This is a genomic window from Xenorhabdus indica (assembly GCF_014467235.1).
Lineage (GTDB): Bacteria > Pseudomonadota > Gammaproteobacteria > Enterobacterales > Enterobacteriaceae > Xenorhabdus > Xenorhabdus indica.
In genome coordinates this window covers 1-17159 of sequence record NZ_NKHP01000038.1, presented here as the reverse complement: position 1 = coordinate 17159, position 17159 = coordinate 1, and the positions used below count along the sequence as shown (strand labels likewise).

General features: G+C 49.6%; 2 protein-coding genes. Both read right to left on the bottom strand.

Translation table 11 applies throughout. From position 1 onward, the window contains the following. On the bottom strand, positions 1 to 9174 hold a 9174-nt coding region (locus Xind_RS18660), incomplete at its 3' end, for a non-ribosomal peptide synthetase (protein ID WP_246432619.1). 4 nt (positions 9175 to 9178) lie between these two features. Continuing rightward, positions 9179 to 17149, bottom strand: a complete 7971-nt coding sequence (locus Xind_RS18655; protein ID WP_338114370.1) for an amino acid adenylation domain-containing protein — start codon at positions 17147 to 17149, stop codon at positions 9179 to 9181. Positions 17150 to 17159 lie beyond the last annotated feature (10 nt).

Here is a 17159-nt window from a genome sequence, read left to right as displayed (position 1 = left end):
TATCGTCGTGTCATCAAACAGGCTGACGGCGTAATTGATCGCCCCTGTCAGGCAGGATGCCTTCTCAGTAATGAACAGGCTCAGGTCAAACTTAGCCGGGCTGTGCAAATTGTCATCCAGTTTTACCGGACTGAATGGCAACGTCATTCCAGCAGGCAGACTTTCACCAAAGTTTTGTAACCCGAACATGACCTGAAAAATAGGATGGCGGGACGCATCACGCTCAACCTCAAGAACATCAACCAACTGTTCAAACGGCATATCCTGATGGGATTTGGCCTGAACAATCACATCATGAACATGTCCAATCAGTTGTCCCACATTGCCGGTCTGTTCTATCTGTGCCCGCAGAACCAGTGAGTTAACAAACATGCCAATTAAGGGTTGAGTTTGCGCATGATGGCGGTTATCGGTCGGTGTCCCCAGTACAATATCGCTTTGCCCGGATAACCTCGCCAGCATGAGATAAAAACCGCTCAGTAAAACAGCAAACAAGGTAGTTTCCTGCTGTTTTGCCAATGCTTTCAGTTGACGGGTAAGTTCACTGCCTAACGTAAAGCCGAAATTTCGTCCCTGATAATCTACCTGCACCGGACGAGGGTGATCGGTCGGCAAGAGTAACGGCTCATACTCCGTCAGTGCCTGCTGCCAGTATGCCCGTTGGCGTTCTCCTGCTTCTCCCTGCAAATATTCTCGCTGCCAGTGGGCGTAGTCACCATAAGTGATCTCCAATACAGGCAGATGGCTGTCACAGTTTTCGAGCAGGGCATGATAAGCCTCCGCCAGTTCGTGCATAAAGATATCCACTGACCAGCCATCAATGGCGATGTGATGCCACACGAACAAAAGATAGTGGCTGTGACCGACTTGATAATGACGCAGGCGCAAACTCGGTTCTGTCATCAGATTAAATGATGTGCTCAATTCAGCCTGTACTGTATGCAGCAATGTTTCAACACTCGTACAGTGGTGTGACTCAATAAAAAGAGCATCTTCCAGTGTCTGCTGATATCCGTATCCCTCATCGTCACTGCGGTATACCGTTTTCAACACATTATGACGCTCAACTATCTGGTTAATTGCACTTTCCAGCAGAGGCAATTTGACGCCTTCATTCAATTGCACCAGATAAGGAATATGGTAGGCATAAGTGCCCTGTTCAAACTGTTCAATAAACAGCATCCGCTCCTGGGCGAAGGACAAGGGATAACGGGCAAGCTCGATATGAGGGATGACTGTGTATGTCTGCTGACCAATCTGTGTAGCTAATTCTTCAATCGTTTTCAATGCAAACAATTGCGCCAGTGAGACATCCATTGCCAACGTTTGGCGAATAGCCGCCGTCAGTTTAATCGCTCTGATAGAATCCCCACCAATACGGAAGAAATTATCTTTAATACCCACTTGCGCCAACCCCAAAACTTCCTGCCAGATAGCACAAAGCCGGGTCTCCAACGCATTGCGCGGGGCCACATAACTGTATTGATTACCCCAGACCGGTTCCGGTAGTGCCCGGCGATCTAACTTACCATTCAGGGTTAGCGGAATAGAATCCATATGAGTAAAGCTGGCCGGCACCATATACTCCGGCAGGCAGCCAGATAAGTGCTTGATCAGGGTATCGTCTGAGAGCCCGTTCTCTGCAACCAGATAGGCCGCCAGGACTCTGTGACCTTCCTGCTCCCGGTCAATCACTACCGCCTGTTTTACTTGTGGATGTGCAGCCAGTGCGGCTTCAATTTCCCCTAATTCAATCCGGTAGCCCCGGATCTTGACCTGATAATCACTGCGCCCCAAATAGTCCAGCTTGCCATCCGGCCGCCAGCGTACCAAATCCCCGGTTTTATACAGCCGGGTATAACCCCGTGCCTTGTCTTCATCCGTGGCAAACGGGTTGACCACAAAGTGCTCAGCAGTCAGTTCAGGCTGGTTTAAATACCCGCGTGCTATACCGGCACCTCCAACATACAGTTCCCCCGGCGCACCCATCGGGGACAGATTGCCCTGTTCATCCAGCACATACAGACGGGTATTATCAATTCCCCGGCCAATGGACAAATCATCACCCTGCAATAAATTCTGGCTGGCACACACAGTCATTTCCGTCGGGCCATACTGGTTAAACAGCGTGATATGCGGCGGGATAGACAGGGCATTGAGAGTTTCTCCACCGGTATGGATCACCTGCAAGGTTGAGCGGAATAACTCGGCAGAAAAATGGTTCATCAAGGCAGTAGGAATAAAGGCTTTGGTGAGCTTATGTTGATTGATAAACGCCAACAGTTGTTCACTGTCTCCGATTACCGCAGCGGGAGCAATATACAAGGTGGCACCGGACATCAGCACCGGGAACACTTCAAAAACAGAAGCATCAAACACGTAATTGGAGAAAAACAGCGCTTTCACCTGTGGTGCCAACAAATGGGTTCTGGCAATAAACTGCGTCAGATTCAGGACACTCCTATGTTCCACCATCACTCCTTTTGGCTGACCGGTGGTGCCTGACGTGTAGATGATATAAGCCAGATCGGCCGGCTGGTTGATTAAGGCTGGATTTTCTGCTGGCAGACCCGCAGTCACGACCTGATCATCTGCCGCTATCAGAGCGGGCGGTTCTTCCAACAAATGCGTGTATTCTGACAATGTCACCAAATACTGTTGCTGCGTCACTATGCAGGGTGAACGGGTGTCTTCTAAAATAAACTGAACCCGCTCGGCGGGATATTGCGGGGAGACAGGTACATAAGCACCACCCGCTTTCAATACCGCCAGCATACAGATCACCATTTCCAGACCGCGATCCAGATACAAGGCTACGGGGGTATCAACTGGCATTGGCGCACAGTGTTGCTGCTGGTAATATTGACGAATCGCAAAGGCCAATTGGTTGGCCCGTTCGTTGAGCTGACGGTAAGTCAGCGTCTTCCCTTCAAATACCAGTGCAATGTTATCCGGTGTCGCCACAACCTGGGCTTCAAACTGCTGTTGGAGTGTGCGGTCTTGCGGGTACGGCATATCTGTCTGGTTCCAGCTATACAGTAAAGTGTGGCGTTCAGTATCATTAAGGAACATCACTGTCGAAGCTAATTGGTGTGGATCGTGAACCACCGCAGACAAAATATCCTCAATCTGACGAAGCAAACGCTGTGCCTGTTCATCCATCAGCCAGTCTTCACCGTAACTCAGTTTCACTGTCAGGCTGTCATTTTGCACATAAGCCATTAATAACACTGGATAGTCCACCTTCTCAACCGTTCGGCGGAAAGTCAGTGTGTTCTCAACTCCCTCTCCGGTTTCATTCGTCACCGGTGCCGGATAGTTTTCAAAAATCAGCAGACTGTGGAACAAGCGTGCTCCATCCGGTTGCAGGCTGGCAAGTGACACCGCACTGTGACTGTTGAGCGCGGCAATGTCATTCTGTATTGCCTGTAAAACGTCGGCGACTGTCTGTGTGTTTTCCCACTGCACCATCAATGGCAACGTATTGATATACAGACCAACACTGGCTTCAATACCCTCGACCGGCACATCTCGCCCTGATACAGTTGTCCCCACAATGGTCTGTTTATCTCCGCTGTAGCTGTGCAGCAGCTTATGCCAGGCAAACTGTAACGCCACATTCAACGTCACCCCTTGTTTCTGGCACATTGTCGTAAGCTGTTTATAAGCATTTCCCTGTATCGTGAGTGCCTGTTCAGCCGGTTTCTCCACTGCTTTTATCCGGTTCAGATCTACGTTACGGCTTAACAACGCCGAAAGATCATTTGCCCTGTGGAATTGCGCCTTGCGCTCAGCCCAATACACCTCAGAGGCTTGTTGATGATCAAGGTGATATTGCTGAGTCGCCAGATAGGCCTTATCCACCTCTATCCGGGGTGTTTGCCCTCGTATCAGTTGGTTGTAATAGTCATGCACAGCCTGCAATAAAATTGGGTTACTCCAGCCATCGGCAATACAGTGATGTTGGGTTATCATTACCGTCACCAGTTGGTCGTGTTGCCTGATAATGGTGAAACGAATTAACCCCGGCTGGCTTAAATCAAACGGCTGTGTCCGGTCATGCTGCTGAATGGCATCAATCGCTGCATCCCGTTCTTCTGCGGGTAATCGGCTGAGATCCTGAACAGTAAAATTGTCCGTACCGATACTCGCACCGGTGGTCACCACCTGCAAGACTTCCTCTTCCCAGTCAAAGGCGGTGCGCAGGATAGGAAAACGCAATGAGGTCAGTAACCAGGCCTGCTGGTAGATGGCAACATCCAAATTTGTATGATAATCCAGCAATAACTGTACCCGGTAGGCATCATCCTGTGGCTGAGTCAGATAATGATAAATAAATCCCTGCTGTAGACTGGTGGCAGGATACAGTGCCTCAACCCGGTATTTTTGTTGAAAATGGAGTAAACGTTCTATCGAAACGCCTTTAATACCGTAATCACTGAGGGTCTTCATGCCCCCCGCTTGTGCTTGTTGCTGAGCGGTTTTAATCACCTCCATCAACGCCTGTTCAAACGTAGCAATAAACGTCTGTGTCTGGAGTGGTGGTAAACCTGATATCACACTGAATTGCAGTCGCTGGCCCTGAACCATGCCATTAATATTCAGCAACAGATCACTACTATTCCGACTGCTATTCTGACTGCCGGCCATAACACCACAATCATCGTTGGTGAGTGACCAGTCCTGTTCACCCGCTTCTGCCCCTAACTGACCGAGGTAGTTGAAACTGATCACAGGTAAATTACCCGCTAAATACCCGGCCTGATGCAGGGCACCGTAACCTAGCCCTTTATTTGGCACCGTCCTGAGCATCTCTTTGGTGTGGATAATCGTTTTGGTGATATCGGCCTGCATTGCCAGCCGGACAGGGTACAGAGTTGTAAACCAGCCTACAGTTTCAGAGATATCCAAAGTGTTATCAATATGTTCCCGCCCGTGACCTTCCAGCAGAATAAAATTGACTGGCCGTGAGAAACACGTCCGCAAGGCCAGCGTAAGGGCACTCAACAGTAAGTCATTAATTTCGGTGTGATAACCGGCATTGGCCTCACGCAACAAAGTCTCGGTCAGTGCTTCAGAGATAGCCACTTCGTGTTGACTGAGTTCCACGGCCACAGGATAAGCTCCACTCTCCGCCATGACCTGTTGCCAGTAGGGTATTTCATCCTGATGGCATTCGGCATAGCGATGTACAGCGCTGACCCACTGCCGGTAACTGCTGGTTTTTGCCGGCAAGGTATCACTTTGTTGCGTGTCTTTCTGGAGCAATAAACGCATATCTTCTGCAATGATGCGCCAGGACACAGCATCAATGATCAGATGGTGAAACGCGAAGAATAAGCGGGCACTCCCGTCTGCATATCCGGTCAGATGCGCCGCCTGCCACAGAGGCCCGTTACAATAATCAAAGCGGCTCTGCCATTCGGTCAGTTGCTGGCGTAATGCCGTTTCATCCCATTGACTGACATCACAGTGAGGCAACGTTGATAACCATGAAGGTATGTCGGCCTGATAACATTGGCGATAACCTGCTGCCGTTTCCACAAAATGGGCACGCAGCATATCGTGTCGTTCAGCCAGTTGATTCAACGCTTTTTTGATATCGCCGTGCTTGATCGTACCGGGCAGGCGGATCATAAAGGCCTGGTTCCAGTGGTGTGGCTGCGCTAACTGGCGGTTGAAGAAATCCTGCTGGACAGGCAATAAGCCAAATTCTCCGTTTAACCAACCCTGTTCAGCCACCACGATGACTGTTTGTTGTTCCTGTGTCAGTATCTGTGCCAAACGTGCCACCGTTGGCGCTTCAAAAATCGATTTGACCTGCACGGTAAAACCCGCTTTCCGCAATCGGGAAACTAACCTGATACTGACAATCGAATCACCACCGATACGGAAGAAGTTATCCTCAATACCTACTTGTGCCAGTCCCAATACCTCCTGCCAGATAGTACAAAGCTGAGTTTCCAGTGCATTGCGCGGTGCGATGTAACCATCCCGGCTACCCCAGTTTGGTTCCGGTAATGCCCGGCGATCTAACTTACCATTCAGGGTCAGTGGAATTGATTCAATGCGGGTAAAGCTGGCCGGCACCATATACTCCGGCAGACGGTCGGAAAGGTACTCAATCAGGGTATCATCAGATACGCTTCTTTCACTCACCAGATAGGCCGCCAGGACTTTATGACCTTCCTGCTCCCGGTCAATCACTACCGCCTGTTTTACCTGGGGGTGTGCAACCAGTGCGCTTTCAATTTCCCCTAATTCAATGCGGTAGCCCCGGATCTTGACCTGATAATCATTGCGCCCCAGATAGTCCAGCTTGCCATCCGGCCGCCAGCGTACCAAATCCCCGGTTTTATACAGCCGGGTATAACCTCGTGCCTTGTCTTCATCCGTAGCAAACGGGTTGACCACAAACCGTTCAGCCGTCAGTTCAGGCTGGTTTAAATACCCCCGTGCCACCCCGGCACCACCGACATACAGTTCTCCCGGCGCGCCAATCGGGGACAGATTGCCCTGTCCATCCAGCACATACAGACGGGTGTTATCAATCCCCTGACCAATAGCCAGATCACCGTGCTGCAATCGGTTCTGGCTGGCACACACAGTCATTTCCGTCGGGCCATACTGGTTAAACAGCGTGATATGCGGCGGGATAGACAGGGCATTGAGAGTTTCTCCACCGGTATGGATCACCTGCAAGGTTGAGCGGAATAACGCGGCAGAAAAATGGTTCATCAAGGCGGTAGGAATAAAGGCTTTGGTGATCTTATGTTGGTTGATAAACGCCAGCAGTTGTTCACTGTTTCCGGTTACCGCGGCAGGCGCAATATACAAGGTGGCACCGGACATCAGCACCGGGAACACTTCAAAGACAGAAGCATCAAACACATAATTGGAGAAAAACAGCGCTTTCACCTGTGGTGCCAGCAAATGGGTTCTGGCAATAAACTGCGTCAGATTCTGAACACTGCTATGTTCCACCATCACCCCTTTTGGCTGACCGGTGGTGCCTGACGTGTAAATGATATAAGCCAGATCGGCCGGCTGGTTGATTAAGGGCGGATTCTCTGCTGGCTGACCCGCAGTCACGGCCTGATCATCTGCCGCTATCAGAGCGGGCGGTTTTTCCAACAAATGCGTGTATTCTGACAATGTCACCAAATACTGTTGCTGCGTCACTATGCAGGGTGAACGAGTGTCTTCTAAAATAAACTGAACTCGCTCGGCAGGATATTGCGGAGAAACAGGTACATAAGCGCCACCCGCTTTCAGTACCGCCAGCATACTGATGACCATTTCCAGACTGCGATCCAGATACAAGGCTACGGGGGTATCAACTGGCATCGTCGCAGGGTGTTGCTGCTGATCATAGCGTTGCCACTGATCATAGTGTTGCTGCTGGTAATGTTGACGAATCGCAAAAGCCAACTGGTTGGCCCGTTCGTTGAGCTGACGGTAAGTCAGGGTTTCTCCCTCGAATACCAGCGCAATGTTATCCGGTGTCGCCACAACCTGGGCTTCAAACTGCTGTTGGAGTGTGCGGTCTTGCGGATACGGGACATCTGTCTGGTTCCAGCCATACAGCAGGGTATGACGTTCTGTGTCACTGAGGAACATTACCGATGAGATAGGCTGGTAGGGTTCACGCGCTACCGTGGATAAAATACACTTAACCTGACGAAGCAAACGCTGTGCCTGTTCGTCCGTCAGCCAGTCTTCACCGTAACTCAGTTTCACTATCAGGTTATCATTGTGTTCATAGGCCATCAGTAACACCGGATAATCTGTTTTTTCAATCGCTTTGCGGAATGTCAGCGTTTTCTCAATTCCGTCTTTGGCTCCACTCACCACAGGTGCCGGATAGTTTTCAAAAATCAGCAGGCTGTGGAATAAACGTGCTCCGTCCGGTTGCAAGCTGGCAAGTGACACCGCACTGTGGCTGTTGAGTGCGGCAATGTCATTCTGTATTGCCTGTAAAACGTCGGCGACTGTCTGTGTGTTTTCCCACTGCACCATCAATGGCAACGTATTGATATACAGGCCAACGCTGGCTTCAATACCCTCGACCGGGACATCCCGCCCTGATACAGTTGTGCCCACAATGGTCTGTTCATCCCCGCTGTAGCTGTTCAGTAATTTATGCCAGGCAAACTGCAACACTACGTTCAGTGTCACACCTTGTTTCCGGCACATGGCCTTAAGCTGTTTATAGGCATTTCCCTGTATCGTGAGCACCTGCTCAGCCGGTTTCTCTACCGCTTTTACCTGGTTCAAATCAACATTATGGCTTAACAACGCCGAAAGGTCATTTGCCCTATGGAATTGGGCTTTACGCTCAGTCCAATACGCCTCAGAGGCTTGTCTGTGATCAAGGTGATATTGCTGAGTCGCCAGATAGGCCTTATCCACCTCTATCCGGGGTGTTTGCCCTTGTATCAGTTGGTTGTAATAGTCATGCACAGCCTGCAATAAAACCGGGTTACTCCAGCCATCGGCAATACAGTGATGTTGGGTAATCATTACCGTCACCAATTGGTCATGTTGCCTGATAATGGTGAAACGAATTAATCCCGGCTGGCTTAAATCAAACGGTTGTGTCCGGTCATGCTGCTGAATGGCATCAATCGCTGCATCCCGCTCTTCTGCGGGTAATCGGCTGAGATCCTGAACAGTAAAATTGGCGGCACCAATACTCGCGCCTGCGGTCACCACCTGCAAGAGTTCTCCTTCCCAGTCAAAAGCGGTGCGCAGGATAGGAAAACGCAATGAGATCAATAACCAGGCCTGCTGGTAGATAGCAACATTCAAATTTGTGTGATAATCCAGCAATAACTGTACCCGATAGGCATCATCCTGTGGTTGAGCCAGATAATGATAAATAAACCCCTGCTGTAAACTGGTGGCGGGAAATATCACTTCAATTTTATTGTTACGCTCTTTACTGATGTTATTAAAATTAGCGTGATTTTCACTCAGGATAAAGTTTTGAAAATCTTTTTCAGAGAAAATACATTTTGCATTTAAGAAATCTAAAATAGTTTCCCTTTTTGCTTTTACTTTATCGATCAATAGAGCAGGCGGAGTTTCCCCTGAAAAGGCTAATTTTAATTTGTTTTCACAAGCCCACACTGACATGTGATTTTTATTCAGTTCTTCTAATAGTTTCAACATATCGTTACACATCCAAAATGGTTTTCTTTTCTGAATGGAAGTGCGAATTTTCATTACCCGCATGACCAAGACGCTGAGTTAGTTGATTTAACTGCTCAATTGAAACGCCTTTAATGCCATAATCACTCGGAGTCTTCACGCCTCCCGCCTGAGCCTGTTGCTGAGCGGTTTTAATCACCGTCATCAATGCCTGTTCAAACGCGGTAATAAATGTTTGTGCCTGATGTTGTGGTAAACGGGAATTCACACTGAACTGCAATCTGCCTTCCTGCACTGCACCATTAATATCCAGTAATAAATGGCTCTTATTGCTGTCGGCTATCATGGTTCCGCAATCGTCGCTGGCCAGTGACCAGTCCTGTTCGCTCGCCTCTCCCCCTAATTGACCGAGGTAGTTGAAACTGATTGTCGGCAGATTACCCGCTAAATACCCGGCCTGATGCAGGGCACCGTAACCCAGCCCTTTATTCGGCACCGCTCTGAGCATCTCTTTAGTGTGCATAATGGTTTCAGCAATATCGGCCTGCATTGCCAACCGGACAGGGTACAGGGTTGTAAACCAGCCTACGGTTTCAGAAACATCCAATGTGTTATCGATATGTTCCCGCCCGTGGCCTTCCAGCAAAATAAGATTGACCGGCCGTGAGAAACACGCCTGCAAGGCCAGCGTAAGGGCACTCAGCAGTAAATCATTAATTTCGGTGTGATAACCGGCATTGGCCTCACGCAACAAGGTTTCGGTCAGTACCTCAGAGATAGCCAACCGATGCTGACGAGCCTCTTCTACAGCTGGATAAATCTCGTCCTCTGCCATGACCTGTTGCCAGTAAAGCACTTCATCCTGATGACATTCGGCATAGCGATGCACGGCGCTGACCCACTGTCGGTAACTGCTGGTTTTTGCCGGCAAGGTATCACTCTGTAGCGCGTCTTTCTGGAGCAATAAACGCATATCTTCTGCAATGATGCGCCAGGACACAGCATCAATGATCAGATGGTGAAATGCGAAGAATAAGCGGGCACTCCCGTCGGCATATCCGGTCAGGTACGCCGCCTGCCACAGAGGCCCGTTACAATAATCAAAGCAGCTCTGCCATTCGGTCAGTTGCTGGCGTAATGCCGTTTCATCCCATTGACTGACATCACAATGAGGTAACGTTGATAACCATGAAGGTATGACGGCCTGATAGCATTGACGGTAACCCGCTGCTGTTTCAATAAAGTGGACACGCAACATATCGTGTCGTTCAGCCAGTTGATTCAGTGCTTCTTCAATATCGCCGTGTTTGATCGTACCGGGCAGGCGGATCATAAAGGCCTGGTTCCAGTGATGTGGTTGCGGTAACTGGCGGTTGAAGAAATCCTGCTGGACAGGCAATAGGCCAAATTCCCCACTTAATTTGCCCTGTTCGGCCACCACGCTGACTGTCTGTTGATCCTGTTCCAGTACCTGTGCCAGACGAGCTACCGTTGGTGCTTTAAAAATTGATTTAACCTGCACAGTAAAGCCAGCCTGCCGGAGTTTAGAGACCAATTGAATACTGACAATCGAATCACCACCGATACGGAAGAAGTTATCCTCAATACCTACTTGTGCCAGCCCCAATATCTCCTGCCAGATAGTACAAAGCTGAGTTTCCAGTGCATTACGCGGTGCAATGTAACCGTCCCGGTTGCCCCAGATCGGTTCCGGTAATGCCCGACGATCTAACTTACCATTCAGGGTCAACGGCACTGACTCAATACGGGTAAAGCAGGCAGGCATCATATACTCCGGCAGGCGACCGGAGAGATGCTCAATCAGAACGTCATCAGATACATTCCCCTCACTCACCAGATAGGCCGCCAGGACTTTGTGACCTTCCTGATCCGAATCAATCACTACCGCCTGTTTTACCTGGGGATGTGCAACCAGTGCGCTTTCAATTTCCCCTAATTCAATGCGGTAGCCCCGGATCTTGACCTGATAATCATTACGTCCCAGATAGTCCAGCTTGCCATCCGGCCGCCAGCGCACCAAATCCCCGGTTTTATACAGCCGGGTATAACCCCGTGCCTTGTCTTCATCCGTAGCAAACGGGTTGACCACAAAGCGTTCAGCCGTCAGTTCAGGCTGGTTTAAATACCCCCGTGCTACCCCGGCACCACCGACATACAGTTCTCCCGGCGCACCTATCGGGGACAGATTACCCTGTCCATCCAGCACATACAGACGGGTGTTATCAATCCCCTGACCAATAGCCAGATCGCCGTGCTGCAACCGGTTCTGGCTGACACACACAGTCATTTCCGTCGGGCCATACTGGTTAAACAGCGTGATATGCGGCGGGATAGACAGGGCATTGAGAGTTTCTCCACCGGTATGGATCACCTGCAAGGTTGAGCGGAATAACTCGGCAGAAAAGTGGTTCATCAAAGCAGTGGGAATAAAGGCTTTGGTGATTTTATGTTGGTTGATAAACGCCAACAGTTGTTCACTGTCTCCGGTTACCGCGGTGGGAGCAATATACAAAGCGGCACCGGACATCAGCACCGGGAAAACTTCAAAGACAGAAGCATCAAACACGTAATTAGAGAAAAACAACGCCTTCACTTGTGGTGCCAACAGATGTGTTCTGGCAATAAACTGCGTCAGATTCTGAACACTGCTATGTTCCACCATCACCCCTTTGGGCTGACCGGTGGTGCCTGACGTGTAGATGATATAAGCCAGATCGGTCGGCTGGTTGATTAAGACCGGATTTTCTGCTGGCTGACCGGCGGTCACAGACTGATCATCTGCCGCTATCAGAGCAGGCTGAACAGGCAGTATCTCGCCGTGTGTCGCTAATATCGGCAAATGCCGCTGTTGGGTCACTACACTCGGAGCCTGAGTATCGGCCAGAATAAAGCGGACACGCTCGGCGGGATATTGCGGAGAGACAGGCACATAAGCGCCACCCGCTTTCAGTACCGCCAGCATACTGATGACCATTTCCAGACTGCGATCCAGATACAAGATTACGGGGGTATCAACTGGCATCGGCGCATAGTGTTGCTGTTGATAATGTTGGCGGATAACAAAGGCCAACCGGTTTGCCCGTTCATTGAGTTGACGGTAGGTCAAACTCTCCCCTTCGAATACCAACGCAATATTATCCGGTGTGGCTACAACCTGTGCCTCAAACTGCTGCTGGAGTGTGTCATCTTGCGGGTACGGAACATCTGTCTGGTTCCAGCTATAGAGCAAGGTATGATGTTCCTGCTCTGACACCACATCAATCTCTGCCAGCGTTTGCTTCTGATCCATCACAAAAGCAATCAGGACACGCTGATAGAGATCTGCCATCCGGGATATCGTTGACTCATCAAACAAACTGATAGCGTAATTGATACCACCAGCGATACCGTCTTTACCGTCGGACATAAACAGACTCAGATCAAACTTGGCGGGGCTGTATAGCGTGTCATCCAGATCCACGGGACTGAATGGCAGACCCGACGCTACCTGTTGCCCTTCACCAAAATTATGCAATCCAAACATAATCTGGAAAATCGGGTGACGAGTCGTATCACGTTCAACTTTCAGTGCATCAATCAACTGTTCAAACGGCATATCCTGATGGGATTTGGCCTGAGCAATAACAGTGTGTGTCTGTTTTATCAGATGTGCCACACTGTTGCTCTGCTCAAGTTGCACCCGTAATACTAATGAGTTTACGAACATACCAATGAGCGGCTGAGTCTGGACATGATGGCGGTTATCCGTCGGGGTTCCCAGTACGATGTCATTCTGCCCGGACAATTTCGCCAGCATGAAATAAAAACCACTGAGTAATACGGTAAACAGCGTCGTTTCCTGCTGTTTTGCCAGCGCCCTCAGTTGATCAGAAAGTTCGCTTTCCAACACAAAATGGAAATCCCGCCCCTGATAATCGATTTGTGCCGGTCGGGATCGGTCGGTTGGCAGTGACAAAGGTTCATAACCCGCCAAAGCCTGCTGCCAGTATGCTAACTGACGTTCACGGACTTCACCCTGCAAGTATTCGCGTTGCCACTTGGCATAGTCGCCATAGTTGATATCAAGCGGCAGCAGTTGGCTGTCACAATGCGTTGACAACGTCTGATAAATTTTCGCCAGTTCATCCATAAAGATATCGACAGACCAGCCATCAATAGCAATATGGTGCCATATCATCAGTAGATAATGTTGTTCCGCTACTTGATAGTGACGCAGACGCAAGCTTGGCTCAGATGCCAGATCAAACGGAATAGCAAGCTCGGCACGTACCGTTTGTAAAAGTAAATGAGTTTCCTCACAAAATTGTGACCTGAGCATAATATGCTCATCCAGCACTTGCTGATAAGCCAACCCTTGCTCATCTCTACGGTAGACGGTTTTCATCACCGGATGGCGATCTGCAACCTGATTAATTGCCGTTTCCAGCAGAGACAAGTCAGCACCTTCATCCAGCAACACCAGATAAGGGACATGATAAGCATGAGAACCCTGTTCAAATTGTTCAATAAACAGCAACCGTTCCTGAGCAAATGACAAAGGATAATGAGTCAATTCGACATGTGGGATCACAGTGTAACTTTGCTGCCCTATCATGTGAGCAGACAACTGAGCAACCGTTTTCAACTCAAACAACTGTATCAACGGGAGATCCATTGACAAGGTATGACGAATAGCGGCTGCCAGCTTGATGGCCATAATTGAATTACCACCAATGCGGAAGAAATTGTCCTCAATGCCAACCCGTTCCACCCCTAAGACCTTGCGCCAGATAGCACAAAGTTGGGTTTCCAGTTCTGTACGTGGCGCAATATATCCCCCCTTGTCTTCCCAAGTTGGTTCCGGTAATGCCCGACGATCCAACTTACCATTCAGCGTCAGAGGCACGGACTCAATGCGGGTAAAACTGGCGGGGATCATATATTCAGGCAAGCGTACTGATATATGTTCAATCAGGCTCTGATCCTCTACACTCCCGTCAGCAATCAGATAAGCTGCCAGGATTTTGTGACCTTCCTGCTCCCGATCAATCACTACCGCCTGTTTTACCTGTGGATGGGTCGCCAGTGCACTTTCAATTTCCCCTAATTCAATGCGGTAGCCCCGGATTTTGACCTGAAAATCATTGCGCCCCAGATAGTCCAGCTTGCCATCCGGCCGCCAGCGCACCAGATCCCCAGTTTTATACAGACGGGTGTAACCCTTAGCCTTGTCTTCAATGGTAGCAAATGGATTTGCCACAAACCGCTCAGCCGTCAGCTCAGGCTGGTTTAAATACCCTCTCGTTACACCAATACCACCGATATACAGTTCCCCCGGTGCACCAATCGGGGCCAGATTGCCCTGTTCATCCAGCACATACAGGCGGGTGTTATCAATCCCCTGACCAATGGCCAAATCATCACCCTGCAATAAATTCTGGCTGGCACACACAGTCATTTCCGTCGGGCCATACTGGTTAAAAAACGTGATATGCGGCGGGATAGACAGGGCATTGAGCGTTTCCCCTCCAGTATCGATTACCTGCAAGGTTGAACGGAATAACGCCGCAGAAAAGTGTTTCATATTCATTAAGGCGGTAGGAATAAATGCCTTGGTGATCTTATGCTGATTGATAAACGCCAGCAGTTGCTCACTGTCTCCGGTTACCGTCGCAGGTATGATATATAATGTGGCACCCGCTATCAGGGCCGGGAAAACCTCTGTAACGGAGGCATCAAACACATAATTGGAGAAAAACGACACCTTCACCTGTGGTGCCAGTAAATGTGTCCTGGCGATAAACTGGATCAGGTTAAGGACACCGGCATGTTCTGCCATGACGCCTTTTGGCCGACCCGTAGTGCCTGACGTATAGATGATATAAGCCAGATCAGTCGGTTTGTTAATTAACACCGGATTTTCTGCTGGCTGACCGGCGGTCACGCTCTGATCATCCACTGCTATCAAAGCAGGCTGAACAGGCAGTATCTGCCTCTGTGACTTTAATGCTAACAAATGCCGCTGTTGGGTCACCACACACGGAGCCTGAGTATCAGCCAGAATAAAGCGGACACGCTCAGCGGGATATTGCGGAGAGACAGGCACGTAAGCGCCGCCCGCTTTCAGTACCGCCAGCATACTGATGACCATTTCCAGACTGCGATCCAAATACAAGGCCACGGGAGTATCAACTGGCATCAATGCACGGTGTTGCTGCTGATACTGCACACGAATCGTGGTAGCTAACTGATTTGCCCGTTCATTGAGCTGGCGGTAAGTCAGGCTCTCCCCTTCAAACACCAGCGCAATATTATCCGGTGTCGCGATAACCTGTGCTTCGAACTGCTGCTGGAGTGTGCGGTCTTGTGGGTATGGTGCATCCGTCTGGTTCCAACTATAGAGCAGGGTATGGCGTTCCTGATCTGACAATACCTCAAGCGTAGCGAGAGATTGCTTCTGATTCATCACAAAAGCAGTCAGGACACGCCGATAGAGATCTGCCATTCTGGCTATTGTTGTCTGCTCAAACAAACTCACCGCATAGTTGATACAACCCGTCAGGCGAGGTTGGTCATCAGATATAAACAGACTGAGGTCAAACTTGGCCGGACTATGCAGGAACTCTTCTAATTTAACGGCACTAAATGGCAGATTGACACCGGCTGACCAGTCTTCATAGAAATTCTGTAACCCGAACATGACCTGAAAAATGGGATGGCGGGCAGTGTCACGTTCAATCGCCAGTGCATCCAGTAGCTGTTCAAGTGGCATATCCTGATGAGCTTTAGCCTGTGCAACTACGCTGTGCGTCCGCCTAATCAGATTTTCCACACTGTCAGTCTGTTCGAATTGCATCCGCAATACCAGCGGGTTAACAAACATGCCGATTAATGGCTGAGTCTGGACATGATGACGGTTGTCAGTAGGCATTCCCAGTACAATGTCATTTTGACCGGACAGCCTTGCCAACGTGACATAAAAACCACTGAGCAACACAGTATATAAAGTCGTTTCCTGCTGTCTTGCCAAGGCCCTCAATTGTTCCGATAGCCCGTATTCCAACGCAAAAATAAAGTTCTGACCTTCATAATCCACCTGTGCCGGGCGCGGTCTGTCAGTTGGCAGAGCCAGAGGTTCATAACCTACCAATACCTGCTGCCAATATGCTAGCTGCTGTTTCTTCACGTCACCCTGCAGATACTCGCGTTGCCATCTGGCATAATCACCATAGCTGATCTCCAAAGCCGGCAGTTGACTGTTACGGGATTCCAGTAGAGCGTGGTAACACTCCTCCAGCTCATTCATAAAGATGCCGATCGACCAGCCATCAATGGCAATATGGTGCCACATGAATAACAGGTAATGATTTTCAGCCATCATCTCGTGACACAGATAGTGACACAAACGCAGGCTCGGCTCTGCCGTCAGATCAAAGGGTGTTGCCAGTTCAGTACGCACCGTTTGCCAAAAATCATCGATACTTCTACAAGACTGTGATTTGAAAACGAGTCGCTCTTCAAGTACCTGCTGATAAACTTGCCCCTCATCATCATTACGGTATACCGTTTTCATCACCGGATGACGGTCAACAACTTGATTAATTGCTATTTCCAGTAGCGGCAAACTATCCCTATCATTTAGTTGAACAAGATAAGGAACATGATATATATGGGTTCCTTGCTCAAAACGTTCGATAAACAACATCCGTTCCTGCACAAAAGACAGAGGATAATGCACCATTTCAATATGGGGGATCACCGTGCAAGCCTGCTGCCCCATGTGGGCCGCCAGTCCGGCAATCGTTTTTAACTCAAAGATCTGAACTAATGGCACATCTACCGCCAGCGCATGGCGAATAGCAGCTGCCAGTTTAATCGCCAGCAGGGAGTTACCGCCGATACGGAAAAAGTTATCGTCAATCCCCACCCGTGTCAGCCCCAATACCGACTGCCAGATCAGGCACAACCGGGTTTCCAGTGCCGTGCGCGGGGCCACATACTGTTCA